Here is a 23,312-nt window from a genome sequence, read left to right as displayed (position 1 = left end):
ATGTTAACAAGTCAGAAAAAAGAATGTTGGTTTGTCGTCGGGTCACAGCACTTATATGGAGATGAAGCACTGCAGCAAGTAAAGGCAGATGCACAGAAGATAACGGATGCCTTAAATGAGAGCGGTTTACTACCTTATCCAATTATATTGCAGGAGCTGGCTGTCAGCGCGGATCAAATCACACAGCTGATGAAAGAGATCAACTATCGTGATGAGGTGATCGGTGTGATGACTTGGATGCACACATTTTCTCCAGCAAAAATGTGGATACGCGGTACGTCTCTTTTGCAAAAGCCTCTCCTGCATCTCGTCACTCAATATTATGAAAAGATTCCATGGGACACGATTGATATGGACTATATGAATCTCCATCAATCTGCACATGGAGACAGAGAGTATGGCTATATCAATGCACGCTTAAATAAACAGAACCAAATTGTCGCCGGTCATTGGTCTAAACCAGAGGTGAAGCAGCAAATCGCTGATTGGATGGACGTCGCTGCTGCCTACCAAGAGAGCTTTCACATCAAAGTGGCTCGGTTTGGTGACAATATGCGCCATGTTGCTGTGACAGAAGGAGATAAAATTGAAGCTCAGATCCAACTAGGCTGGACTGTTGATTACTTTGGGATAGGTGATCTCGTCGAATATGTAAACAGAGTGGAAGAAGCAGAAGTGGATGCACTATTTGCTGATTATTTGACGCAATATGACGTTCATTATGGGAGTTATTCGGTTGAAGAATGGGAAAGAAGTGTAAAGGTGCAAGCGCGCTATGAAATCGCCATCAAACGTTTCTTAGATGAAGGCGGCTACAATGCCTTTACGACAAACTTTGAGGATTTACATGGCATGAAGCAGCTGCCTGGACTTGCGGTTCAGCGGCTGATGGCAAAGGGATATGGCTTTGCTGGTGAAGGCGATTGGAAAACTGCCGCACTGGACCGTTTATTAAAGGTGATGAGTCATCATCAAGCAACTGGTTTTATGGAGGACTACACGTATGAAATGACCTCTGGGCAGGAAGCGGTGCTGCAATCTCATATGTTAGAAGTAGATCCAGCACTTGCAAATACGAAACCCGTCATTGTCGTGTCTCCACTTGGCATTGGAAATCGGGAAGATCCAGCGCGTCTTGTGTTTGATGGAAAAGCAGGGGAGGGCGTTGTTGTCTCCATCGCTGATTTTGGAACGCATTTCAAATGGCTGATTCAAGAAGTTGAGGCCTTTGAACCGCAGGAAGCAGCACCTCATTTACCAGTTGCCCGTGTGCTCTGGAAAATCAAGCCGAACTTTCAGGACGGAGTCAAAGCATGGATCGAACAAGGCGGCGGTCATCATACAGTCGTGTCTCTCAATTTAACGGTTGATCAAATTGTTCATTTTGCAAAGCTTGTGAATGCAGAATATGTGGTTTTATAAATGAAGGGTGAAATAGATTCTGCTGTTTACAGTAGAATCATTGGGTGAAATGAAAGCGGTTTATTAAGTGAGGGGGTTATCCACTTGGAGAAAAAAGTGTCAAGTAAATTTATCTTCTTTTTCGGGTCCTTTGCAGGAATCTTATTCGGATATGATATTGGCATTATTGCAGGGGCGGAAGGACATATTCAGGAAGAATTTCAGCTCAGTCCATTATGGCTTGGGATCGTCGTCTCTTCATTAATGGGCGGGGCAATCATTGGTTCGATTTTAAGCGGTCTTATGGGGGATAAGTTCGGCCGCAGAAAGCTCATTTTGGTCTCATCGATCATCTTTTTTGTCGGAGCTATCGGATCAGCTATCGCACCAGAAGAGATTTCATTAACCATTGCTCGTATCTTTTTAGGGACAGCAGTAGGAACAGCCTCATCTTTGGTGCCGGCTTACATGTCTGAAATCGCTCCTGCTAAAATCCGCGGGAAATTGTCTGGGCTCAATCAGCTCATGATTGTGAGCGGACTATTGCTCAGCTATATTGTCGCGTTTGTGTTTGAGCCCATCCCAGACAGCTGGCGTTGGATGCTGGGAAGTGCCGCTTTATTTGCCATCGTGCTTTATATTGGCATGCTCAAACTTCCTGAATCTCCGAGATATTTAATTAAACACGGAATGGCTCATAAAGCACGGGAAGTATTAGGGTCACTGCGCTCTTCCCGTGAAGAAATCGAAGCAGAAATGCAGGAAATTTTAGAAGTCGCAAAAGAAGAACGCTCAGGTATTCGTCAATTGTTCCAAAAGAAATTCCGAATGGCACTCTTCATTGGGGTTGGGATGGCCACCCTTCAGCAAATACAGGGGGCCAACTCCATTGTGTATTATGCAACGAGTATCGCTAGAAATGTCGGTCTTGCTCCGCAGGTCGCAGCGGGTTTTACAGTCATCGTTGGTGTCATTTTCGTTGTGACAACTGTTATCTTTTTGCAATTTGTCGATCGGTTTGACCGCCGAACGATCCTTACAGTAGGGGGAACAGGAATGGCACTTTCCTTCTTTGCACCAGCGGCATTAGGTGCACTCGGAGTCAGTGAAGGGATTTTAAACTGGGTCACATTGATTTCACTTTGCTGCTTTATTTTGTGCTATGCCTTCTCTTGGGCGCCGATCACTTGGATCATCATCGGCGAAATCTTTCCGCTCTCTGTCAGGGGCATTGGAGCAGGTATTTCATCTGCCTTTAACTGGACGGGGTCGTTAGCAGTCGGACTCGTTTTCCCCATCTTGGCTGATCAATTCAGCTTTGGGGTCATCTTCTCTTCATTTGGGGTTATCTGCTTAATCGGACTATTGTTCACCCGCTTTGTTTTAGTCGAAACAAAAGGAAGAAGCTTAGAGCAAATCGAAACCGATATGGCGGCACGTGTATAAAGAAAACCATCTATCCCACGTGGATAGATGGTTTTCTTACTCAAGCGTATTTTTAAGATCATCTGGCAGTAAATCAATTAATTGATCATAGGAAGACAAATCCAGAACTTCAAGCAGCGCATAATATTTCGCATAGATTTCACTCAGCTGATCAGGATGATTCGTTTCATATTGATTCAAATGCAATTGAGTGAGTTCAAGGGCAATGTCTAGCTTGTTACGTTCGATGGTTTGTGTCGGATTGATCATATGGTTCACCTCTTATTTCATGATGAGTGGAAAGGTCATGGCGCAGTTCCGCAGCTGACCTCATATTCTTTTTCTTCTACCTTTTTTGAATAGCAGACGGAAGGCGTCATCCCTGTTTCACTTTTCCAAGCATGCCAATACACATCATAAAGCTGGCCATCCTGAGGATCTACATGATTCTTTTTTTGCAAAATGGCAAAGTAGCTTTGATAAGGATAGCCTTCTTGATAAATAGCCTGCCGGATGGCTCCTTTTTCAGTCGCATTTGTAAAAATGATAGGTGACAGCAGTGGAAGAGTGATGATGACGAGTAATGTAATGAACAAAAAGAGCTTATGTTTTGTTTTCATCGATGTCCTTTCTTTACAGATATCATTTGTATGATATGTTAAATTTACCCTTTTGTAAAGAAAGAGAAAACTAGATGGATGGTGGATTTTTTAAAAATAGACAAGCATCTAGTCACGAAAGACGCCTCTTGCATACGATAGAGTGTAAGTGAAAGACAACTTGAAGGGGGTTTTAAGATGAGCCGGAATAGATTAGATGATTTTTTCTTTGGGCCTCGCAGAGGAAACCAAGGAGGAGATGAAACGGTTGTTTTCCCCACACGTCAAATTGTCAACACGACAACGAATGAACAAACCATCAGAAAAATTCATCCAACGCATATCACAAACGTCAATAAAAACATCAAGAGAATTGAAAACTACTATCCTGTCACGCAATCTACTCAAAACGAGTATATTGTGGAAGAATACGATTGCGGCAGGGATATCAAGAACCCTTGCTGCCGTCCGGTAAAACGCTGTAAGTGGTAATGTGATGTTGAGGAGGAATAGGGGCATCCTTTTATGGGATGCCTTTTTATTTTTATGAGTAAAATTTTGATCAAAAGTTATTTTTAAGATAAAATTGGAAGTATCAATCATTCTTTTGGAGACGGTTTTCTGAATATTCGATTGTTAACATCAGGTGATGCTCGAGAATATGCAGCCTTGAGATTAGAAGCACTCGATTAAACCCAGAGGGCTTTGCTATGAGCTATGAAGAAGAGAAAATAGATAGAAAGAACAAATACACGGCGCATTTTTCTTCGGCGCAATCTATGTAGACATTTGGCGCCTTTCATCAAGGTCAGCTGGCGGGCTCAGTGAAACCTTGCAGAAATGAAAGCACCGCGCAAATGTGACAGCCATGCATGTAACGGTTGCTGGCCGCGGACAAGGAATAGGCAAGGCCCTGATGACGAAAGCTCTGTCCTTCGCACGAGAAAGAAAGGACTCATAGTGGTGACAACCAATCTCCTGTACAGGTCCGTTGGATTTGAGTCGTATGCTGTAGAAGAAAAAGCTTTAAATATGAATGATACATATGCAGATGAGGAAAAAATGGTTTTATTCTTATCATCGTTTGGAGGAGATAAAAGTGAAACAACAGGCCATGTGCATCACATTAGCAGCAGGACCAAATAGTGAGTTAGAATCTTTTGCCCTGCGTGCAGCATTTGAGAACTTTGGTGCTAAAGTCGATATGCATTGGATAGGCAGACCCAATGATCTGATTGATGTGTTATCTGGGAGAAATAGAAGGGAGACGGACTACCTTCTTTTATCTTTTCACGGGGACGAAGGAGCGTTTCTCATGCCGGAGTTAGGGGAAGATGTATACGAAGATGGGGAGCCTAGAGGTGCAACTTTTGGAGCGGATGAAATCAAGCGGTATGCTTCCTTAAAAGGGGTTCACGTCATATCAACCGGCTGCACACTAGGTGAGAAAAAACTTGCAGAAGCCTTTTTAGAAGCAGGTGCATTGTCCTATACAGCCCCTGATGATTACATTGATGGAGATGCGGCATTTATCTTTGTACTGACAATGCTGTATGAGCTCATGAACAACACGAAGACGGTTAGAGCGGCTTTTGATCGAGCGAGCTCTATTGATGAAGAAACGAAATTATTTCAACTATATATGCAAAAATAATCAAAGGGCTGAGAGATCAAGCCCTTTTTTTCATCCTTTCTTAATTGTGACGAAAATGTGACAATTGTGTTTTTGGCAAACTAAAAAGGAGTGACGCAAAGTCTATCCTACAAACACACGTCATCCAGGCATGGCGGCATCACGAGAGGAGAATCATTGTGTCAATTAAAGGGAAGGTCAGTCTCGTCCTATGCGGACTTGCGATCGTCATCGGTATCGCTGCGTTTTATCATAACCAGCAGGCAAGCGGGACAGAGAAGAAGAAAATAGAACCAGATGCGAGCTATAAAGAAGTTGAAATTGTCACCCTCGTGAATGACGGGAGATACATGCGATATGCTGTCAACCATCCAGTGTTTCATCAAAAAAAGCTAGATCAAGAGATGAAAAGATTTGCAGAAACAGTGCTGGACAGGTTCAAAACATCATTTAGCGAAGCAAGTGATGTCGATGAAGAGAATCGCTACGAATTAAACATAGATTACGAGATCACTCATTATGCCAAGCAAACCGTTGCGGTCAAATTCAATACATTTGAATTGAAAGGCGGAGTAAAAGGTGCACATCAAACGAAGATGTTCAACTTTGATTTCAAGAAACAGCAATTTTTATCGATAGATGATCTATTTTTATCAAAAAAAGAAAGTCTGCAAAAACTGTCTCATATGACATTTGAGGAGTTAAAAAAAGATCGCTCTCTTGCTGAAAATCAGCATTTGCTCAAACAAGGAACGTCTCCAGCGGCGAAGCATTATCAGCATTTTGCTATCAAGGATCATTATATCGAATTCTACTTTCCAGCTGGACAAATTGCATCAGATAAGCAAGGCCCTCAAGTGTTAGCGATTAAGAAAACACTTCTTAAAGGAATGTTAAAGCCTGAATACATCAATAAAGAAAAGAACAAAAATGAGAAAAAAGAGCCGATTCCAAAAAGAAAGATCGTGAAACTGCCAAAACAGTCAACATTCAATCCAAGCCAAAAAGCCATTGCACTCACATTTGATGATGGGCCAAATCCATCAACGACCTCAAAAATTTTAACAGCCTTAAAAGAAAACAAAGGACATGCGACATTTTTTGTATTAGGGAGCAGGGTGCAGTATTATCCAGATATGCTGAATGAAATCCGAAAGGGTGGAAATGAAATCGGAAATCATTCCTATAACCACCCTTTACTCACAAGACTGCCATTAAAACAAGCCATCAAACAAGTAGAAGAGACGCAGCAAATCATTGAAAAAGCAGGCGGGTTCACACCGACTCACTTTAGACCGCCATATGGTGGAACAAATCAGCAAATCAACGAGGCTGTTCACATGAAAGTCACCCTTTGGGATGTAGATCCTGAAGACTGGAAATATCGAAACAGTCAGTACGTCGCCAACTACATTCTAGCGCATGCGTCTAGCGGAGAAACCGTCTTAATGCACGACATCTATGACACCTCAGCAAACGCAGCTGTCACGATTATCAAAGAATTGACCAAACAAGGGTATCAATTATTGACAGTGTCGGAGCTTGAAGAGTGGAAGGAAGAGCGTGCGAAGAAAGGTGAATTGAATATGTAATGATGATGCGAATCTTAGGATTCGCATCTTTTTTTAAAGTGAATCATGAAAATAAAGGGAAAATATGTTAAAGTGAGTGTGGGAGGGCTTCATATGGTATTGATGAGGTTGATCAGCCTATATATGCTGACAGCGTTTGGTTTGGCTTTTATCGTAAACTATGTACCTGGTTTGATGCTGCCCATTTATATTCTTGCGATGATTGGGCTCTTTTTCTGCTCGGTCATATTTCGTTCCATTATATTCAGCGAATCAGATACATGTTGTTTGATGAGAAGCCGTTGAAAGGAAAAGACCCAAAGTCATAAAGTTGTACCTCCTGTTTCCATCATAATCACGCAATGACCCATTCAAATCTAAAAACAAACCTCCTACTAAGATAAAGGAGGTTTATTTATTTTCTTGGTTTTTGATGATCTAACAGTTGGATGCTTTTTTCGTTCGCCTTTTTGATTTGTCTCAAAAGAGAAACGATATTTCACGTAAATCCTATTAGGACAATAAGTGAAATGATGATGATCCATATGCTAAGGCCTCCAATAGGCTGACTAATTCTTTTTTGCTGCCGCTTTCGTATCAAGGTTACAGTATAATGAGAATGTATTGAAATGAACAGTTCGTTCCATAAATTCGACAATTGATGTGAATGGTGAATAATTGAGGGGGATTCATTTGAAACGAGTAGACGTGGTTTCAGCTATTATTTATGACGTGAAAGAAAATATATTAATGGTCAAGAATGTAAAGGGATATTGGGAACTTCCAGGCGGTGCTGTGGAAAAAGGTGAACACTTGCAGCAGGCTGTCATCCGTGAAGTGATAGAAGAGACAGGGTATGTAGTAAAAATAAATGAACTTCATTCGATTCGAGAAGCATTCTTTCAAGATAAAATGCATCATGCACTCATCGTGACCTTCTTTGCTGAAATCATCGGCGGGCAGATGAACATTCTAGATCCGGATCATGATATTGAAGAAGTAAAATGGGTAAGCGCTCAAGCTGCTCAAAAGCTAAATCCAAAGCTATTCAGCATGCTAAAATTAAAACAACAAACGCATGCATTTTATGAATTTGAAGGAAATAGAACAATTGGTTAAGTTGTTGGTGAATAGGTACGAAGGAAAGATTTTATGAGGAGCGCCAGTAGAAAATCCGGGAGAAGAATTCCGGGAGAAGAATTAATGAAAAGTATATTCTTTCAAAAGGGTGAAGATTATTGGAAACAAGGGAATGGCGAATCTTCTATTGAGATTGAAGAAGAAGGGGAATATGAAAGTCTTGTTTTCTTTTACAATGAACCTTATGGTTTTTTTATATTGAGATATCCAGATTTTTTGGTCCCTTTTAAAAAGGTTGAAAATATAGAAACAATTGAGTATTTTGTGGCAGGAGCGCCATTGTATGTGCCATCGTGCAGCTATGTAAATCGAGATGAAGCCCATCAAATCGTTCAACATTTTCTAAAGACAAAAACGATGCCTGATTTTGTTGAATGGGTAGAGTTGAGGAATATTGATTTTCAGCATATCTGTAAATAGACTTTTTTGAGACGAAGCGTATTAAGGAGAGAGAAAAGAATGCTTAATTTAGACGATACCATGCATTTACATGTAGGGTATTATAAAAACGGTTTTGATTATGAAGGGGTGTTTTATAAGAGTTTAGAATCAGAAAGATGGCTATTATTTTTTGATCATAAAAGTTACGGAATAATGCTTTTAAAGCGCTATGAAAAATACGATGATTTAGGGCTATTGATAGGGGAGTATCCTATTGAAGATGACCAAATTGAGGATGAAGGTCATAAACTATTCGAGCGTTTTTTAAAAGAAAACAGCATAGTGAAATAAATGGAGAATGTAAACATTACTTAGCCTTGGTGATGTTTTTTATTTAGAGTGAAATTTAATGTTTGCTTCTTTTTATTAATAGATTCTTTCTCTTATCAAATATGAAACAAAGGATGGTGACGAATGTGGGGGGAAGATCGTAATGACAAAATAAAAACAGACCAAACAAGGTCTGTTTTTAACTAGAAGTTGGAAAAAGTTATTTTGAAATCTGTCATCACTTCCTCTTCTCCCGCTTCCGTTTCTCCTTCTCCGCCCGGTAAAACTCATGAAACATCTTCATCAGCGCGCGCTTCTCAATCCGGGACACATAGCTCCGCGATATCCCAAGCTCTTTCGCTATTTCCCGCTGCGTTTTTTCTTTCTTTAAATCAAGGCCGAATCGGCCGACGATGACTTCTTTTTCCCGGCCGTCGAGAATGTCGATATACTCCTTTACTTTTTCAAGCTCCATGTTGAGCTGAATGGTATCAATCACATCTTCATTTTCAGATTTTAAGACATCAATTAATGAAATTTCGTTACCTTCTTTATCCTGACCGATGGGGTCATGCAGAGAGACATCTTTTTTTGTTTTTTTGAGTGCGCGTAAATGCATGAGGATTTCGTTCTCGATACACCGCGCCGCATACGTTGCCAGCTTTGTTCCTTTTCCAGAGGAATAGCTTTCAATGGCTTTAATGAGTCCGATCGTCCCGATGGAGATGAGGTCTTCAGCGTCTTCCCCGGTATTTTCAAATTTCTTTACAATATGGGCGACGAGCCGAAGGTTATGTTCAATCAGCATGTTTCTTGCGTGTTCATCGCCCTGTGCCATGAGGGCTAAGTATTTTTTTTCATCATCTCCCGAAAGGGGCTGTGGAAAGGCATTGTTTTTGACATAGGACACTAAAAACACCAATTCTTTGACCATCAATCCCATCGCTGTAAATACTCCTGCCACGATTTTCACCTCCACCATGTTTAGGCCACTGCCTATATCCTCAAATGTATGTGAAGGGGGGATTGTCTGTGTCTGTACGATGAAAAAATCATCTTTTTCGAAAAAAACGGGCTTCTGTTCGTCTGTTTTTGCTGCCCTTCTCATATGTTTGCGGTTTCTTTGCGGTGCTTGGCGGTCAAGAAGCGTGCTAAAATATGTAATATTAGACCGAAAAGGAAGGGGTTTTTTCGGAACATGGGGAAGGTTCTTTCTTCACATGTAGGTATGAAAATTAATGAATGGTATCGAATGATACGGCAGTTCAGTGTGCCAGATGCTGAAATCCTGAAAGCAGAAGTAGAAGCGGAAATTGAACGTATGGAAGAGGACCAGCATTTACTGATTTATTATCAGCTCATGTGTTTTCGGCACCAAATCATGCTTGACTATATACACCCTTCAAAATATCAACCTTTCTCAGTATCTAATCTTGTCGATAAAATCGAAAATTCCAATCATGAGTTATCTGATATGCTGCATTATTACCATGCATTTTTTCGTGGCATGCATGAGTTTAGTCAAAAAGAATATTTAGAAGCCGTCAAATATTATCGAGTGGCAGAAAAACAGCTGTCGATGGTATTTGATGATATTGAGCAAGCTGAGTTTCATTTTAAAGTAGCAGAAGCCTACTATATTATGAAACAAACGCATGTCTCCATGCACCATATTTTAAAGGCGCTTGAAATATACGATCAGCATGATGCGTATGCCATCCGCATTATTCAGTGCCTCTTTGTCATCTCAGGAAATTATCAAGATTTAAAACGTAAAGATCGAGCGCTGCCTCATTTGAAAAAAGCAAAACAGCTCGCATCTCAAATTGATCACCCGCGCATATACAGTTCAGCTCTTTACAATTTAGGTAAATGTTATGGAGAGCTTGGCTATTTAGAGGAAGCGGAACGATATTTAACAGAATCGGCTGATCTTGCCCGCAAAGAGGTGCTTCCCACGCTTCCTCATACGCTCTATACGCTGGCGAAGCTTCTTTTTAGACAAAACGAACAGGCGCGTGCACTGCGTATTTTAGAAGATGGGAAATTAGCCGCAAAGAAGCATGAAGACCAGCTGTTCTGTCATATGTTTGAGTATCTGGATGCTTTATATGTTCAGGGAATCAATGAAGAACAACTGCAAAAAACCATTGATTATTTGGAAAAACTTAGCCTATACTCTTATATAGAGGATATCTCATTAGAAATTGCGACAGCCTTAGAAGCCTCTCAACAATACCAGAAGTCCAACCAGTATTATCAGAAATTATTATGGGCTCAAAATCAAATCCAAGAAGGAGAGTGTCTGTATGAATTCTAAGCAACGTTCGACAGTTGAAGAGAGAAACCAAACGTGAAACAAAAAGCGGGCCTGCATGGCCGGCTTTTTTTATGTGGAAAAAGAGGTCAGCGAGGCGCAGACATCATCATGAACCCTGCATGAATTCATCTGAAAGCGGGCATTTTAATCTATAATGATGTTCTGTGGAGGCGGTCTAATGAAAGGGTTGCATGTCTTTGTATGTGTCTTGTTATTATGCACTTTTGTTCCTAATGAAATAGAGGCACGAACATTAAAAAGAGTCGACCTGGAAAAAACGGGACGGGCCTTTTGGGATATGAGAGAGGAACGGAAAAAGATTGCGTTAACCTTTGATGATGGGCCTCATCCGGTGTACACGAATCAAATTTTGGATGTGCTGAGGGAGCATGAAGTGAATGCCAGCTTTTTTGTCGTAGGGAGCCGAATTCGTTCGTATCCGGAGATTGCGAAGCGGATTGTGGGCGAGGGAAATGAGCTCGGCAATCATACGATGAACCATACATATTTTGACCTTTTGTCATCAAAGGAAATTAAGCAGGAACTAAACGAATCAGCGGCTCATATCGCTTCACTCCAGCCAGGCGGTCCTTTATTATTTCGTCCTCCTGGTGGCAGGCTGACGATGAAGTCATTCCGCATTCTTTCAAAGCAAGGATACGATGTGGTCATGTGGTCTTTCACGCAAGATCCGAAGGACTGGTCAAGACCAGGCTCGCACAAAATTGCAAGCCGTATTATTGATCATATTCAGGGCGGCGATATCATCCTTTTACATGATGGCGGTGGAAATCGGAAGCAAACGGTAGAAGCGCTCAAACAGGTGATTCCTGAATTAAAGGATAAAGGCTATGAATTTGTGAAAGTAAGCGAACTGCTGCATCATGACAGAGCATATCTGCCTGTTCATTTTCAATAGGGATCATTTGTCAAAAACAGTCATTCATTGAAACCAAAAGGCTTGTCGTTTACTATATGAAGAGGGCTTTTGGAGGTGAATGTTGTGAAGAAATATGTTTTCCTTTTCATCCTGTTGTGTGTCGCTGCTGGATGCTCAAAACCAGCGCAGGAAAGCGTTATTGCATTCGGCGACAGTAATACAAGAGGATCAAACTGGGACTTTCGAGATTACCCAGCATCTGAAAAATGGGTGAATCTCATGAAAAACGTCGAGCGCGGCCAAATACAAGTGAAGAATGCAGGGATTGGCGGGCAGACGACTGAAGACGCGAAGCTTCGCTTTGAGCAGGATATTTTAAAGCAGAAACCAACTTACGTCCTCATCATGTTCGGTACGAATGATGCGGCGATTTTAGACGGGAAACATCCCCGTGTCACAAAAAAACGATTTAAAGAAAATGTATCCTACTTCATTTCTGAAAGTAGAAAAGAAGGGATTACCCCGATTCTCATGACCTGTGTACCTGTCGTAGAAGGAGGGAAAAAGGGCTTATATTATTACTCGCGGTATAAGGCATCTTATTTTGCTGAGAGAGGCGGGGCAAGAGCTTGGCAAAACTCATATAATGACATCACAAGAGAAGTAGCTAAAAATCAGCAAGTTCCACTTGTCGACAATTGGAAAGCTTTCATCCGAGAAGCTGGTGAGGATAGTGACAACGCTTTGATTCAGTCAGGTTTAATCGACCCTTCTGGCAATCATATGACACCAAAAGGGGCGAGAATCATTTATAACGAAATGAAAGAGCGTGAAGTCATCAAACATTTTTAAATGATGGCCATTCGCCTAAACAAGACCACCCAACCAGCATAGTCTAACAGTATATCTTCCTATAAGGAGGTAACTGATATGTGGGGATGTCCTTATCCTTACCCTGCGTGTTCGCCTTATCCAGCTCAAGGAGCAGGAATCGGTTACGCTTTTCTTGTTGTGTTCCTTGTTGTCATTTTGGTCGTAGGCGGAGGGTTATGGTTTTGGAACGAACAGTCTTGCAAATAAGACACCTCTTCTTTGATAAGAAGGGGTGTTTTTTACGGAAAATAGTAGTAAGCCTATAGCGCAAGTGATATAATATCAGTCACCTGAGTTTAAAAAAGGAGAGTGCTCGGGAGGCATGGTTCCTGTGATATGGAATTAAGAGGAAACAGAGAGCATATGCCCGAGCGAACGTCTTTTCATTTCTGTCTCAATTAATTCAATGAAGTCGCGATTTAAGTTCATTTCATTTGCTTTATAATATGATTCTATAAGTAAATCATCTGACAGCTTTTTCATACTAGAAACCCATATGATGGGAAAAACACCTCCCCTGAAAAAGTTGGCATAAAACTTGAGGAAAAGACATATCATCATAGGTTGATCGAATGTCTTCGAAGTACCTTTAATCTACCATGAATGGGAAACAAGAACAATCGTTCTGTTATCCACATGGTTAAGTGGATAACTTGTGGGTAGAGTGTTTATAATTGAATGAAAGCGTGATGAAATATAGGTGGATAATGTGTGTAAAATTATCCACACCTGTTGAAGGTCCTCATCATATGTCGAAAACTTTTTCATTGTATTCGATAGACAGACAAATTATGATTTGATTCGACACAATCGCTGAAAAACCAATGGAAGAAAGGGTGCAAATTGTGCTAAAGAAGTATTTCTTACCGGATGAATTTGTGAAAAGTATTTTCCACATTTCACCGCAAAAACTAAAAGAACGAAATGTAAAAGGAATTATTACCGATTTAGATAACACACTAGTAGAATGGGACCGCCCAAGTGCGACACCCCGTTTAATTGAATGGTTTCAAGAGATGAAAGATCACGGGATACAAGTGACAATTGTATCGAACAATAATGAAAAAAGGGTCAAGCTTTTTTCTGAGCCGGTTCACATCCCGTTTATTTATAAAGCGAGAAAGCCTATGGGAAGAGCCTTTAATAAGGCAGTCGCTGATATGCAATTGAAAAAAGAAGATGTGGTCGTCATTGGGGATCAGCTCATGACAGATGTGCTTGGCGGGAACAGGCATGGCTTCCATACGATTTTGGTCGTTCCTGTTGCAGCGTCGGACGGATTTTTCACAAAGTTTAACAGGCAGATTGAACGCAGAATTTTAGGAGCCTTAAAGCGTAAGGGCCACATTCAGTGGGAGGAAGAGTAATAATGGAAAAGGTTGTTTGTATTGGCTGCGGTGTAGCCATTCAGACCGAAGATAAAGATCAATTAGGATATGCGCCGGCAGCATCTCTATTGAAAGAAGATGTGATCTGCCAGCGCTGTTTTAGGTTAAAGAACTACAATGAAATACAAGATGTTTCTTTAACAGAAGACGACTTTTTAAATATATTGCATAGCATTGGCGAGACAGATTCTCTCATTGTAAAGGTCGTTGATATTTTTGACTTTAACGGAAGCTGGATCAACGGGCTAAGCCGTATTGTCGGTGGGAATCCGATTTTACTTGTCGGCAACAAAGTGGATATTTTACCGAAATCAGTGAAAAAAGACCGTCTTGTTCATTGGATGAAGCGGGAAGCAAAAGAAAACGGATTAAACCCAATCGATGTTTTCTTAATCAGTGCAAGCAGAGGTCAAGGCGTGCCTGAGGTGATGGAAGCGATCGACCATTACCGTGAGGGAAGAAATGTCTATGTCGTCGGCTGTACGAACGTTGGGAAGTCAACATTTATCAATCGAATCATCAAAGAAGTGTCTGGAGAAGAGAACGTCATCACCACATCCCAATATCCAGGTACAACTCTTGATGCAATCGAAATTCCGCTTGATGACGGGTCTGCTTTATTCGATACGCCGGGCATCATCAATCGCCATCAAATGGCGCACTATGTCAGTAAAAATGACTTGAAGATTTTAACGCCGAAAAAAGAATTGAAACCGAGAACGTTCCAATTAAATGAAGCCCAAACGCTTTATTTTGGCGGTCTTGCTCGATTTGACTATGTAAAAGGCGGCAGAACATCATTTGTCTGCTATATGCCAAATGAACTCAACATTCACCGGACAAAGTTAGAGAATGCAGATGACTTATATGAAAAACATGCAGGAGAACTGCTATCACCGCCATCAAAAGAGGGAATGGAAGATTTTCCTCCGCTCGTTCCGCATACTTTTACCATTGATCAGCCGAAAATGGATATCGTCTTTTCAGGATTAGGATGGGTAACAGCGAATGATGCAGGAAAGCAAATCAAAGTCTATGCGCCAAAAGGCGTTCATGTGTTTATGAGACGTTCGTTAATTTAAACGTTCAAAGGGGGAGAGACCTTGAAACCTTTATACGGATTAATCGGTAACCCTGTTGGCCATTCAATGTCTCCGGATATTCATAATGCAGCATTAAAGGATGCTGGGATTGATGGACATTATCATGGCTTTCAAGTAGAAGGTGGCGACCTTAAAGATGCGATTAGAGGCATGAAAGCCTTAGGCATCAGCGGCTTTAACGTCACTGTTCCGCACAAGGTAGAGATCATGCAGTACCTTGACAAAATTGATGTGACAGCTGAACGCCTGCGAGCGGTCAATACTGTGCGGCTTGAAAAAGGTCAGCTCGTTGGGTACAACACAGATGGAGAGGGCTTCCTTCATTCATTGGTTGAAGCCTTGGATCAGCCGTTATCAGAGCTGTCATTTCTCATGATTGGTGCTGGCGGAGCGGCAAGAGCAATTTATACGACAATTGCTGAGTATGCACCGAAAAGCTTTGATATCACCAACCGTACCATTGAAAAAGCGGAGGCTTTAATTCAAAGTGCGGATGGAAAAGTGACATCAAATGCAATCGCATTAAATACAGCAGAAGACCAGCTTGGAGATTATGATGTCATCATCCATACAACCTCGATCGGCATGTATCCGAATGTTGAAGAAACCCCGATTTCTTTAACAAACGCAAAAAAAACAGCGGTCGTTTGTGATATTGTGTATAATCCAATAGAAACAAAACTGCTGAGTGAAGCAGCCGGGTTAGGCTTGAAAACAGTAGATGGTGTTGGCATGTTTGTTGGTCAAGCGGCAAGAGCCTTTGAACTGTGGACAGGCGTCACGCCTGACGCCAGAAAAATGAAGTCAATTGTGATAGAGAAATTAGGAGGAACACCATGTTAAAAGGTAAGCAAAAACGTTTTTTACGTGCACAAGCACATCATTTATCACCTATTTTTCAAGTTGGAAAAGGCGGGGTAAATGACAATATGGTCAAGCAAATTTCCGAGGCGCTTGAAGCAAGAGAACTTTTAAAAGTCAGCGTATTGCAAAACTGCGACGAGGACAAAACTGAGGTCGCTAAAGCACTTGTAAAGGGTGCAAAAGCTGAACTCGTTCAAACGATCGGAAATGTGATTGTCCTTTATAAAGAATCTAAGGAAAATAAACAAATTAAGCTGCCGTAAAGGTGGATGCGATATGAAAAAAATAGGGTTGTTCGGCGGTACGTTTGATCCCCCGCATATTGGGCATTTGCTGATGGCGAATGAGGTACGCTTTCAAGTGGGGCTTGATGAAATTTGGTTTATCCCAAATCACAAGCCTCCTCATAAAACAGGCCGAAAACGAGCAGATAGTCATCACCGCGTGAAAATGGTGGAAACAGCGATTCAGTCTAATCCGCATTTTCAGCTGGAGCTCATTGAAATGGAGCGAGAAGGCCCATCTTATACAGTAGATACGGTGGAGCTGTTAAAGAAGCGCCATCCTGAAAATGAGTTCTTTTTTATGATTGGAGCGGACATGGTGGATTATTTGCCAAAATGGCACCGGATTGATGATTTGCTTCAGATGATTACCTTTATTGGGATGAAAAGACGAGGTTATGAAGGAAACACGACATATCCTCTTTTATTTGCAGATGTTCCAGCTTTTGATGTATCATCGACATTGATTAGGCAGCGAATAAAGCAGGGAGAACCTGTAGATTATTTGATTCCGAAAGCTGTTGAGCGTTATATAAAGGAGCATCATTTATATGAATCGTGAAAAAGCATTGAATTGTGTCAAAGAGCAGTTAACAGAGCATAGATATACACATACACTTGGGGTTTTGGATACAGCCATTTCATTAGCGGAACGGTTTGGTGCAGATGTGAGAAAAGCGGAGATCGCCGCTATTTTTCATGATTATGCCAAATTTAGACCAAAGGAAGAGATGGAGGGCATCATTCAAAAAGAACAGATGAATCCTCTATTGCTTGAATATTCGCCCGAGCTTTGGCATGCCCCAGTCGGTGCATATTTGGTCAAAAAGGAAGCCGGAATTGACGACCAATCCATTTTAACAGCGATCGAATTCCATACATCTGGCAGACCAGATATGACGTTACTTGAAAAAGTCATTTATGTCGCTGACTATATAGAACCAGGCCGTCATTTTCCTGGTGTAGAAGAAGTAAGAGAGTTAGCAGAGCATGATTTGGATGGTGCATTGATTCAATCGTTAAAAAACACAATCATTTTTTTAATGAAAAAGAATCAGCCAGTCTTTCCAGATACACTTGCTACTTACAACTCGCTTGTGCATAAGAACAAATAAGGAGGAATTTTGGATGGATGCATCATCAATTTTAAACATCGCAGCAGGAGCATGCGATGATAAACGGGCTGAGGATATTATTGCCCTGAATATGCAAGGAGTCTCACTTGTTGCAGATTATTTTCTCATTTGTCACGGGAATTCTGACAAACAGGTGCAGGCCATCGCAAGAGAAGTGAAACATCTTGCAGAGGAAAGTGGAATTGAAGTGAAGAAGATGGAAGGCTTTGATGAAGCAAGATGGGTATTGATTGATCTAGGAGATGTTATTGCTCATGTGTTCCATAAAGAAGAAAGAGGATACTATAACCTAGAGAAGTTATGGGGAGATGCGCCGAGAGAAACGCTTTCACTTGGCATTAACTCATGATTTATCAAGGGTTTGCAGGTGTGTATGACGAGCTCATGGCACATGCACCTTATGATGAATGGGTTCAGTGGATACAGCAGTATATCCAGTCAAATGCCGCAATCATCGATGTAGGCTGTGGAACTGGGGAGATTTCTCTTCGGTTAGCTGAAAAAGGTCACATCGTCACAGGAATTGACCTAAGTGAAGAGATGCTGGCCTTCGCGCAGCAAAAAGCGCAGGCTCACAAGCAGTCCGTTCAATTTTTACATCAAGATATGAGAGAGATTACTGGCTTTGAACAAGCCTTTCAAGCAGCCGTTATCTGCTGTGATTCCCTGAACTACTTAAAAAACGAAAATGACGTCAAAAAAACCTTTAAAAACATGTTTCAGCTTTTAGAGGCAGATGGGGTTTTACTCTTTGATGTTCATACCCCTTATAAAATGGAAGAGGTATTCCCTGGTTCTACTTATGCAGATCAAGATGAAGAGATCAGCTATATTTGGCAGAGCGATAAAGGGGATGACATGTATTCGGTCATTCATGATTTAAGCTTTTTTGTAAAGGATGGAGACGTGTATCAGCGTTATGATGAGACACATGAACAGCGTACATTTCCATTTGAGACATACGCAGCGTTCCTTGAGTCCGCTGGCTTCGAAAATATTGAAGTGACGGCTGATTTTACAAATAAAGCACCTCAGGAATTGGCCGAAAGATATTTTATCTCAGCCAAGAAACCAAAAACCATCGTTTAATAGGACGATGGTTTTTTAAACCCCTTTTTTCGCTTATTGCAAAGTTCATTAATTTCTGCGATCATCAGTAAACACACTTGGCGGGTATTGATGTGCAACCGCTTCAAGATCTTCATCGAACTTTTTATGGGTGTTTTGAAAAAGACGGTGAAACATATCTTGCACACCTGCTTCAAGAGCTTTAATACCCTCACCAGTGACGCCGCCTTTCACACACACTTTGTCTTGCAGTGTCGGAAGGGTATAGACTCTTTTTTCAATCAAACGGCCAAGTCCTACAAGCATATCTTCTGATAAGGTGGTGGCTTCTTCTTTTGAAATATCGGTTTCTTCGACAGCTGCTTCAATCATTTTCTGAACGAGAAAGCTAATAAAAGCAGGTCCGCAGCTGACAATATCTGAGGCCGCTCTTGTAATCGAATGATGGATCTCAATTGGTGTTGAAATGCGGGAAGCTAACTGTCTTAACGCTGTTTTCGTCGCGACATTGCATGATGAACCGAAAGTTAAAAGTGACGCACCTGATAAAGCGCGGTTTGTGATGCTTGGGATCAGTCTAGCTGTTTGACAAGGAACGATATCCTGAAGCTGTTCAGGATGAACCGGACTTGTAATGATGACAATCGTTTGCTGCTCTGTTAAAAGAGAGCTGAGCTCTTTTAATAGTGGATAAATATCAAGTGGTTTCACACAAACAAAGATGAAATCTTTATCTGTTACAGCTCCTGAAAGCTGTTTCGTTACTTCAAGCTCTGGATGGTTCTTTTTTATATTGAACGCTTTTTCAATGGTCCGGTTTGTGATGGTGATGGATGAGGGATTGACTGCCTTTGATTCAATAAATGCCTCAGTAAGTATGGTACCCATGTTTCCTGTACCGATTATCCCTATATTCAAACGTTCTCCCTCCTTAGACGCATAGGATCTGTTATCTTCTAAACAGTATGTTGAGCAATAGAAAAATATGATTGAAAGAAGCGTGAGCACGTGAAGCGACTCATTCTATTGAAAAAATACAGTCTTTATATCGCTACCGGGATCATGATCTTGATCACCATCAGTTTCTTCTTTTTAGCAGGAAAAGGGGAAAACAGCGCAGAGCCAAGTGTATTGAAGGAAAATAAAGAAAGCCCAGTCGCATTGGAAGAAAAACAAGAGAGTGCAAAAAGTAAACCACCACCCATTGTTGTAGAGGTCAAAGGAGCTGTAAGGAAGCCAGGGGGTATATACGTTTCGATCAGAGGACCGGGTTGAGGGAGCGATTAAAAGAGCAGGAGGTTTTACAAGTAAAGCGGATACGTATGAAATCAATCAAGCGGCAAAATTAGAGGATAGTATGATGATTTATGTTCGGAAGCAGGGAGAAGCGGAGACGCAGACGCAAACATCAGCAACTGACATGTCATCGGGGATTGAAAAGAGTCAAGGTGTCAATGTCAATCAAGCTGATACAGCGGAATTGCAAACAATTAACGGAATCGGACCAGCCAAAGCAGAAGCCATCATTGCCTATAGAGAGGAACATGGAGAATTTGAACAAATTGAAGATTTGCGGAACATTTCGGGTTTTGGGGAGAAGACAGTCGAACGGCTGAAAAGTCAATTGACCGTGAAGTAGAATTGACGGTATAGAAGAAAGGCATGTACACTTAATACCAACCATCATTCTGGAGGGATCAGCTCGTGGAAAGAATTTCATGGAATCAATATTTTATGGCACAAAGCCATTTGCTTGCTTTACGAAGCACCTGTGAGCGGTTAGCTGTTGGGGCGACCATCGTAAGAGACAAGCGCATCATCGCAGGAGGATACAATGGCTCCATTGCCGGTGATGTCCATTGTGCAGATGTAGGATGCTATGTCATTGATCATCACTGTGTACGCACAATCCATGCTGAAATGAACGCCATTTTACAATGTGCTAAATTCGGTGCACCAACGGCTGATGCTGAAATATATGTCACGCATTTTCCTTGTTTGCAGTGCTGTAAAGCCATTATTCAAGCGGGCATTCGAACAGTGTATTATGCAAAGGATTATAAAAATCATCCATATGCTATCGATTTATTTGAGCAGGCCGGCGTTCAAACGGAACAGGTTGAATTAGATGAAATGATCATTGACTTAAAAAATCAAGAAAAATTAGCCTTTGTTGCAGATTTAATCGGCAAGCTGAGTGAATCAGGACTTAGCGAAACAGAAATACGAGACATGCATGAAAAGGCGAATCAATTATTTACTTCCTATGTTTAATTATTTGCCGTTCGGGGCGATTTCCGCAGCAGTCGGAATTGCCCTGGCCGCATTTCACCTTCATATGTATTTCCTTCTCTTTCTTCTCATGATATTACTTCTCAGCCTACTGAAAAAAACACCCCAGCTCTTTCTGATGGTTAGCTTGTGCGGAACTGTCTATACACTTATCTTTATGGTTCATCAGTCTCTTGAGGCGGATCATGTGGTAAAAGAAAAATCATTTTCTGGTTCAGTTGTAATTGAAAGTATTCCGACAATAGATGGCAATCGTTTTTCAGCGACCGTGTCAGCAGAGAAGGATCGGCTGGCGGCTTTTTATACAATTCAAACTGAGCATGAAAAAGAAGCGCTGAAAGATATAGAGCCAGGTATGAGCTGTCTAGTGGCAGGTGATGTGCGACTACCTAAACACGCAACCATTCCTAACGGGTTTCAATACGATCAATTTCTAAAAACAAAAGGAATTGACGCTATTTTCTTACCGCAGTCGATCAAAAACTGTTCAAAAAAAGACAGCCCCTCACATTACCTTGCAGCTATGAGACAAAAGGGCTTGAAATTCTTAGAGGAGCATGTTCCGAAGAGCTCTGCTGGAATTATACAGGCACTCATTTTTGGAGATCGTGAATTGATTGATCCTGACACGCTAAGAGATTATCAAATGCTCGGTATTATTCATTTACTAGCGATTTCAGGGATGCATGTGCAAACACTTCTCGCTTGTTTATTTTGGTGTCTGCTTCGTGCTGGCGTGACAAGAGAGACAGCACGTATTCTTTTATTATGCTTTCTACCGGTTTATGCTTGTTTGACAGGTGCTTCGCCATCTGTTTTAAGAGCTTGTCTAATGGCGGGAGTCTATTTAGTGATCACTAGCCTGCCAAAAGAAATGAAACAGCCTTCGGTGGTGGTATTAAGTGCGACGTTTTTGCTCTTATTGGCCATTCATCCCCTTTATTTATTTGATATCGGCTTTCAACTTTCATTCGTGGCGACGTTTTTTATTTTGTTATCCACTAGGATCCTATCAAAAGCGAAAAGTGCAGTGATGCAATTATTACTCATCTCTTTTATTGCACAGCTTGCTTCGCTCCCTATTCTTTTATATCATTTTCAGCAATTTTCTTTGCTGAGCGTCCCTTTGAATATGATTTTTGTCCCTTTTTACACAACGGTTGTCATGCCTCTGTCCTTACTCTTTTTTCTTTTATCTATTGTTTACCTCCCGCTTGGTCAAACATTGTTTCAGCTGCTTGATGCAGTGATTCAGCTGAGTCATCAGTTGTCAGCACATATGGCTGTTTATGATGGATTTAACCTAATTTTTATAAAATCTACTTGGTGGCATGTTCTTCTTGAAGTGAGTGCCGTTATTTTTTTGTTATATATGCTGGAGTGCAAAACCTCTATGAAATCTTATGCTGTAGCGATTCTTTTTCTCGTTGGTGTGCTGAGCGTACACTATGTTACGCCGAATTTTTTTCAAAAAGGTGAGGTCATGATGCTGGATGTAGGGCAGGGGGATAGTTTGTTTATTCAATTGCCCTATCGCAAGGGGGATTTATTAGTAGATACAGGAGGCAGACTATCCTTCGAAGAAGAACCGTGGAAAAAAAGACGAAAAGTGTCTACGATTGGTGATCAAACGCTCATACCGTTTCTGCATTCTAAAGGTATAGCGAAACTTGATGTCCTCATCCTTACACATGCGGATCAAGATCACATGGGGGAAGCGGTTCGTTTAATCAAGCGAAATAAAGTGAAGCGGCTGGCCGTGCCAAAAGGCTTTGCCCGAAGTACAGAGGATGCACAGATTTTAAAAGAAGCAGCTGATAAAGGGATATCTGTTGATGAATTACAGAGAGGGGATAAGCTTCAGGTGGGAGGACAAGAGTTTGAGGTTCTTCATCCGGCGCGAGATCGGGTGACAAGTAAGAATAATGATTCGCTTGTGCTTACCTTTACTCTTGGGGGGAAGCGTTTTATCTTCACAGGAGACCTTGAACAAGAAGGCGAGCGAGACATCATAGAAGCTTATCCTCATCTGCGGGCGGATGTACTGAAGGTTGGACATCATGGGAGTAAAGGATCAACAAGTGAGGAATGGCTTCAGCATCTGAGGCCGTCATATGCATTGATTTCGGCAGGTGAACGAAATCGTTATCAGCATCCTCATCAAGAAGTCTTGAAAAAATTAGATGATTATCAAACGAGGGTGTACCGTACAGATATTGATGGAAGTGTGACCTATGAATTTCTCGAAGAGGCTGGAACGTTTTACTCGCACCCTCCATATGATATCTTACAAAATCAATAAAAAAACTGCCGAAACGGCAGTCATAGAGCCTTCATGAAGTTAAGATCCAACGAGGTGTATAATTGTTGCCAAAATAAACATTGAGGCGAAAAATCCGAATGTGACGATAAAACCAACAGCTGAGTCGGTCACATCATTCCGCTTGCTTTGAACATTTTTTTCAAATTCATTCATTTTCATCCCTCCTGGCTAATTTTAGTATACTTGAACTCATTTGGAATTGCTAGAAGGTAAAGTAACCGTTTTCCTTTTTCATGATCATTTTATGAATATCGTCTGACAGCGAGCTGACCCGGGAGCTTGCGCCAGACGTTTACTATAA

Annotated in this window: 32 protein-coding genes; 26 read left to right on the top strand and 6 right to left on the bottom strand. The window is 41.3% G+C overall.

Annotated features, from left to right (window positions below; all coding sequences use genetic code 11):
* On the top strand, nt 1-1,422 hold the full coding sequence (araA, locus tag NPA43_RS11730; protein WP_099727707.1) for an L-arabinose isomerase: 1,422 nt from the start codon (nt 1-3) through the stop codon (nt 1,420-1,422).
* Between the two features lie 84 nt (nt 1,423-1,506).
* The gene (locus NPA43_RS11725) at nt 1,507-2,847 is read left to right on the top strand and encodes a sugar porter family MFS transporter (protein WP_099727706.1); all 1,341 of its coding nucleotides are present in this window, start codon (nt 1,507-1,509) and stop codon (nt 2,845-2,847) included.
* 36 nt (nt 2,848-2,883) lie between these two features.
* On the opposite strand, the gene NPA43_RS11720 is transcribed toward NPA43_RS11725, so the two are convergent.
* Complete coding sequence (locus NPA43_RS11720) at nt 2,884-3,096, bottom strand: hypothetical protein (RefSeq protein ID WP_099727705.1); 213 nt, start codon at nt 3,094-3,096, stop codon at nt 2,884-2,886.
* A gap of 35 nt (nt 3,097-3,131) precedes the next feature.
* A complete protein-coding gene (locus NPA43_RS11715; protein ID WP_099727704.1) occupies nt 3,132-3,446 on the bottom strand; it encodes a hypothetical protein in 315 nt (104 codons plus the stop codon).
* Nucleotides 3,447-3,623: 177 nt separating this feature from the next.
* Here NPA43_RS11715 and NPA43_RS11710 point away from each other — a divergent pair, with 177 nt between their 5' ends.
* The 8 genes from NPA43_RS11710 (at nt 3,624) to NPA43_RS11675 (ending at nt 8,501) form a co-directional block, all read left to right on the top strand.
* The gene (locus NPA43_RS11710) at nt 3,624-3,917 is read left to right on the top strand and encodes a spore coat protein (RefSeq protein ID WP_099727703.1); all 294 of its coding nucleotides are present in this window, start codon (nt 3,624-3,626) and stop codon (nt 3,915-3,917) included.
* 376 nt (nt 3,918-4,293) lie between these two features.
* The gene (locus NPA43_RS19255) at nt 4,294-4,386 is read left to right on the top strand and encodes a GNAT family N-acetyltransferase (protein WP_249705038.1); all 93 of its coding nucleotides are present in this window, start codon (nt 4,294-4,296) and stop codon (nt 4,384-4,386) included.
* 153 nt (nt 4,387-4,539) lie between these two features.
* Nucleotides 4,540-5,079 carry a delta-aminolevulinic acid dehydratase gene (locus NPA43_RS11700; RefSeq protein WP_256499679.1) on the top strand — a complete coding sequence of 180 codons (540 nt, stop codon included), beginning with the start codon at nt 4,540-4,542 and terminating at the stop codon, nt 5,077-5,079.
* A gap of 158 nt (nt 5,080-5,237) precedes the next feature.
* Nucleotides 5,238-6,650 carry a polysaccharide deacetylase family protein gene (locus NPA43_RS11695; RefSeq protein ID WP_256498836.1) on the top strand — a complete coding sequence of 471 codons (1,413 nt, stop codon included), beginning with the start codon at nt 5,238-5,240 and terminating at the stop codon, nt 6,648-6,650.
* A 93-nt stretch (nt 6,651-6,743) separates the two neighbouring features.
* Nucleotides 6,744-6,935: a hypothetical protein gene (locus NPA43_RS11690; RefSeq protein WP_256498835.1), complete on the top strand. Its 192-nt coding sequence runs from the start codon at nt 6,744-6,746 to the stop codon at nt 6,933-6,935.
* Nucleotides 6,936-7,322: 387 nt separating this feature from the next.
* Nucleotides 7,323-7,748 carry an NUDIX hydrolase gene (locus tag NPA43_RS11685; protein WP_256498834.1) on the top strand — a complete coding sequence of 142 codons (426 nt, stop codon included), beginning with the start codon at nt 7,323-7,325 and terminating at the stop codon, nt 7,746-7,748.
* 84 nt (nt 7,749-7,832) lie between these two features.
* Nucleotides 7,833-8,189, top strand: coding sequence for an Imm1 family immunity protein (locus tag NPA43_RS11680; RefSeq protein ID WP_256498833.1), 357 nt, complete (start codon nt 7,833-7,835; stop codon nt 8,187-8,189).
* A 39-nt stretch (nt 8,190-8,228) separates the two neighbouring features.
* Entirely contained in the window at nt 8,229-8,501 is a 273-nt protein-coding gene (locus NPA43_RS11675) for a DUF3986 family protein (protein WP_180275481.1), read from the top strand.
* A gap of 217 nt (nt 8,502-8,718) precedes the next feature.
* Here NPA43_RS11675 and sigK read toward each other — a convergent pair whose 3' ends face one another.
* Nucleotides 8,719-9,444 carry an RNA polymerase sporulation sigma factor SigK gene (sigK, locus tag NPA43_RS11670; protein ID WP_256498832.1) on the bottom strand — a complete coding sequence of 242 codons (726 nt, stop codon included), beginning with the start codon at nt 9,442-9,444 and terminating at the stop codon, nt 8,719-8,721.
* A gap of 234 nt (nt 9,445-9,678) precedes the next feature.
* Here sigK and NPA43_RS11665 point away from each other — a divergent pair, with 234 nt between their 5' ends.
* The 4 genes from NPA43_RS11665 (at nt 9,679) to NPA43_RS11650 (ending at nt 12,760) form a co-directional block, all read left to right on the top strand.
* Nucleotides 9,679-10,800: a response regulator aspartate phosphatase gene (locus NPA43_RS11665; protein ID WP_230030420.1), complete on the top strand. Its 1,122-nt coding sequence runs from the start codon at nt 9,679-9,681 to the stop codon at nt 10,798-10,800.
* A gap of 178 nt (nt 10,801-10,978) precedes the next feature.
* Entirely contained in the window at nt 10,979-11,719 is a 741-nt protein-coding gene (locus tag NPA43_RS11660) for a polysaccharide deacetylase family protein (RefSeq protein ID WP_230030419.1), read from the top strand.
* Nucleotides 11,720-11,803: 84 nt separating this feature from the next.
* Nucleotides 11,804-12,532: an SGNH/GDSL hydrolase family protein gene (locus NPA43_RS11655; protein ID WP_230030418.1), complete on the top strand. Its 729-nt coding sequence runs from the start codon at nt 11,804-11,806 to the stop codon at nt 12,530-12,532.
* 78 nt (nt 12,533-12,610) lie between these two features.
* The gene (locus tag NPA43_RS11650; protein WP_180275482.1) at nt 12,611-12,760 is read left to right on the top strand and encodes a hypothetical protein; all 150 of its coding nucleotides are present in this window, start codon (nt 12,611-12,613) and stop codon (nt 12,758-12,760) included.
* A gap of 135 nt (nt 12,761-12,895) precedes the next feature.
* On the opposite strand, the gene NPA43_RS11645 is transcribed toward NPA43_RS11650, so the two are convergent.
* Nucleotides 12,896-13,036 (bottom strand): sporulation histidine kinase inhibitor Sda, encoded by a 141-nt coding sequence (locus NPA43_RS11645; RefSeq protein ID WP_003217327.1) that lies wholly within the window; start codon nt 13,034-13,036, stop codon nt 12,896-12,898.
* A gap of 362 nt (nt 13,037-13,398) precedes the next feature.
* On the opposite strand from NPA43_RS11645, the gene NPA43_RS11640 reads away from it, so the two are divergent.
* Genes NPA43_RS11640 through NPA43_RS11605 form a run of 8 tightly spaced genes read left to right on the top strand, consistent with a single transcriptional unit; the run spans nt 13,399 to nt 18,417 of the window.
* Nucleotides 13,399-13,920 carry a YqeG family HAD IIIA-type phosphatase gene (locus tag NPA43_RS11640; RefSeq protein ID WP_008356191.1) on the top strand — a complete coding sequence of 174 codons (522 nt, stop codon included), beginning with the start codon at nt 13,399-13,401 and terminating at the stop codon, nt 13,918-13,920.
* A 2-nt stretch (nt 13,921-13,922) separates the two neighbouring features.
* Nucleotides 13,923-15,023 (top strand): ribosome biogenesis GTPase YqeH, encoded by a 1,101-nt coding sequence (yqeH, locus tag NPA43_RS11635; protein ID WP_099726578.1) that lies wholly within the window; start codon nt 13,923-13,925, stop codon nt 15,021-15,023.
* Nucleotides 15,024-15,044: 21 nt separating this feature from the next.
* Nucleotides 15,045-15,887: a shikimate dehydrogenase gene (gene aroE / locus NPA43_RS11630; protein WP_230030417.1), complete on the top strand. Its 843-nt coding sequence runs from the start codon at nt 15,045-15,047 to the stop codon at nt 15,885-15,887.
* Entirely contained in the window at nt 15,881-16,171 is a 291-nt protein-coding gene (yhbY, locus tag NPA43_RS11625) for a ribosome assembly RNA-binding protein YhbY (RefSeq protein ID WP_008342507.1), read from the top strand. Before aroE ends, yhbY begins: the two co-directional genes overlap by 7 nt.
* 13 nt (nt 16,172-16,184) lie before the next feature.
* Entirely contained in the window at nt 16,185-16,754 is a 570-nt protein-coding gene (locus NPA43_RS11620) for a nicotinate-nucleotide adenylyltransferase (protein ID WP_256498831.1), read from the top strand.
* A complete protein-coding gene (yqeK, locus tag NPA43_RS11615) occupies nt 16,744-17,307 on the top strand; it encodes a bis(5'-nucleosyl)-tetraphosphatase (symmetrical) YqeK (RefSeq protein ID WP_099726581.1) in 564 nt (187 codons plus the stop codon). The genes NPA43_RS11620 and yqeK overlap by 11 nt, the downstream gene beginning before the upstream one ends.
* A gap of 13 nt (nt 17,308-17,320) precedes the next feature.
* Nucleotides 17,321-17,677, top strand: coding sequence for a ribosome silencing factor (gene rsfS / locus NPA43_RS11610; protein ID WP_034319428.1), 357 nt, complete (start codon nt 17,321-17,323; stop codon nt 17,675-17,677).
* Nucleotides 17,674-18,417 carry a class I SAM-dependent DNA methyltransferase gene (locus NPA43_RS11605; RefSeq protein WP_256498830.1) on the top strand — a complete coding sequence of 248 codons (744 nt, stop codon included), beginning with the start codon at nt 17,674-17,676 and terminating at the stop codon, nt 18,415-18,417. The genes rsfS and NPA43_RS11605 overlap by 4 nt, the downstream gene beginning before the upstream one ends.
* A 48-nt stretch (nt 18,418-18,465) precedes the next feature.
* Here NPA43_RS11605 and comER read toward each other — a convergent pair whose 3' ends face one another.
* Nucleotides 18,466-19,314 carry a late competence protein ComER gene (gene comER, locus NPA43_RS11600; protein WP_230030414.1) on the bottom strand — a complete coding sequence of 283 codons (849 nt, stop codon included), beginning with the start codon at nt 19,312-19,314 and terminating at the stop codon, nt 18,466-18,468.
* A gap of 90 nt (nt 19,315-19,404) precedes the next feature.
* Between comER and NPA43_RS11595 the strand changes: the two genes are divergently transcribed.
* From NPA43_RS11595 to NPA43_RS11580, 4 genes are all read left to right on the top strand, one after another.
* The gene (locus tag NPA43_RS11595; protein WP_256498829.1) at nt 19,405-19,671 is read left to right on the top strand and encodes a hypothetical protein; all 267 of its coding nucleotides are present in this window, start codon (nt 19,405-19,407) and stop codon (nt 19,669-19,671) included.
* An 82-nt stretch (nt 19,672-19,753) separates the two neighbouring features.
* Entirely contained in the window at nt 19,754-20,035 is a 282-nt protein-coding gene (locus tag NPA43_RS11590; RefSeq protein ID WP_256498828.1) for a ComEA family DNA-binding protein, read from the top strand.
* Nucleotides 20,036-20,100: 65 nt separating this feature from the next.
* The gene (locus NPA43_RS11585; RefSeq protein WP_024423045.1) at nt 20,101-20,670 is read left to right on the top strand and encodes a ComE operon protein 2; all 570 of its coding nucleotides are present in this window, start codon (nt 20,101-20,103) and stop codon (nt 20,668-20,670) included.
* Nucleotides 20,663-22,990, top strand: coding sequence for a DNA internalization-related competence protein ComEC/Rec2 (locus tag NPA43_RS11580; RefSeq protein ID WP_371930240.1), 2,328 nt, complete (start codon nt 20,663-20,665; stop codon nt 22,988-22,990). Before NPA43_RS11585 ends, NPA43_RS11580 begins: the two co-directional genes overlap by 8 nt.
* Nucleotides 22,991-23,029: 39 nt before the next feature.
* Here the strand turns inward: NPA43_RS11580 and NPA43_RS11575 are convergent, their stop codons facing one another.
* The gene (locus NPA43_RS11575) at nt 23,030-23,164 is read right to left on the bottom strand and encodes a YqzM family protein (protein WP_012010638.1); all 135 of its coding nucleotides are present in this window, start codon (nt 23,162-23,164) and stop codon (nt 23,030-23,032) included.
* Between the last annotated feature and the right edge of the window lie 148 nt (nt 23,165-23,312).

Source organism: Bacillus pumilus, from assembly GCF_024498355.1.
Taxonomy (GTDB): Bacteria; Bacillota; Bacilli; order Bacillales; family Bacillaceae; genus Bacillus; species Bacillus pumilus_P.
Note: the sequence above shows the minus strand (reverse complement) of the source record. Positions and strands in the feature narration are given on the sequence as shown.

Coding starts and splice junctions, on each gene's coding strand:
- araA (WP_099727707.1), top strand. CDS start 1: ATGTTAACAAGTCAGAAAAAAGAATGTTGGTTTGTCGTCGGGTCACAG.
- NPA43_RS11720 (WP_099727705.1), bottom strand. CDS start 3,096: ATGATCAATCCGACACAAACCATCGAACGTAACAAGCTAGACATTGCC.
- NPA43_RS11715 (WP_099727704.1), bottom strand. CDS start 3,446: ATGAAAACAAAACATAAGCTCTTTTTGTTCATTACATTACTCGTCATC.
- NPA43_RS11710 (WP_099727703.1), top strand. CDS start 3,624: ATGAGCCGGAATAGATTAGATGATTTTTTCTTTGGGCCTCGCAGAGGA.
- NPA43_RS19255 (WP_249705038.1), top strand. CDS start 4,294: ATGCATGTAACGGTTGCTGGCCGCGGACAAGGAATAGGCAAGGCCCTG.
- NPA43_RS11700 (WP_256499679.1), top strand. CDS start 4,540: ATGTGCATCACATTAGCAGCAGGACCAAATAGTGAGTTAGAATCTTTT.
- NPA43_RS11690 (WP_256498835.1), top strand. CDS start 6,744: ATGGTATTGATGAGGTTGATCAGCCTATATATGCTGACAGCGTTTGGT.
- NPA43_RS11680 (WP_256498833.1), top strand. CDS start 7,833: ATGAAAAGTATATTCTTTCAAAAGGGTGAAGATTATTGGAAACAAGGG.
- NPA43_RS11675 (WP_180275481.1), top strand. CDS start 8,229: ATGCTTAATTTAGACGATACCATGCATTTACATGTAGGGTATTATAAA.
- NPA43_RS11665 (WP_230030420.1), top strand. CDS start 9,679: ATGGGGAAGGTTCTTTCTTCACATGTAGGTATGAAAATTAATGAATGG.
- NPA43_RS11660 (WP_230030419.1), top strand. CDS start 10,979: ATGAAAGGGTTGCATGTCTTTGTATGTGTCTTGTTATTATGCACTTTT.
- NPA43_RS11650 (WP_180275482.1), top strand. CDS start 12,611: ATGTGGGGATGTCCTTATCCTTACCCTGCGTGTTCGCCTTATCCAGCT.
- NPA43_RS11645 (WP_003217327.1), bottom strand. CDS start 13,036: ATGAAAAAGCTGTCAGATGATTTACTTATAGAATCATATTATAAAGCA.
- yqeH (WP_099726578.1), top strand. CDS start 13,923: ATGGAAAAGGTTGTTTGTATTGGCTGCGGTGTAGCCATTCAGACCGAA.
- yhbY (WP_008342507.1), top strand. CDS start 15,881: ATGTTAAAAGGTAAGCAAAAACGTTTTTTACGTGCACAAGCACATCAT.
- NPA43_RS11620 (WP_256498831.1), top strand. CDS start 16,185: ATGAAAAAAATAGGGTTGTTCGGCGGTACGTTTGATCCCCCGCATATT.
- yqeK (WP_099726581.1), top strand. CDS start 16,744: ATGAATCGTGAAAAAGCATTGAATTGTGTCAAAGAGCAGTTAACAGAG.
- rsfS (WP_034319428.1), top strand. CDS start 17,321: ATGGATGCATCATCAATTTTAAACATCGCAGCAGGAGCATGCGATGAT.
- NPA43_RS11605 (WP_256498830.1), top strand. CDS start 17,674: ATGATTTATCAAGGGTTTGCAGGTGTGTATGACGAGCTCATGGCACAT.
- NPA43_RS11590 (WP_256498828.1), top strand. CDS start 19,754: ATGATGATTTATGTTCGGAAGCAGGGAGAAGCGGAGACGCAGACGCAA.
- NPA43_RS11580 (WP_371930240.1), top strand. CDS start 20,663: ATGTTTAATTATTTGCCGTTCGGGGCGATTTCCGCAGCAGTCGGAATT.
- NPA43_RS11575 (WP_012010638.1), bottom strand. CDS start 23,164: ATGAATGAATTTGAAAAAAATGTTCAAAGCAAGCGGAATGATGTGACC.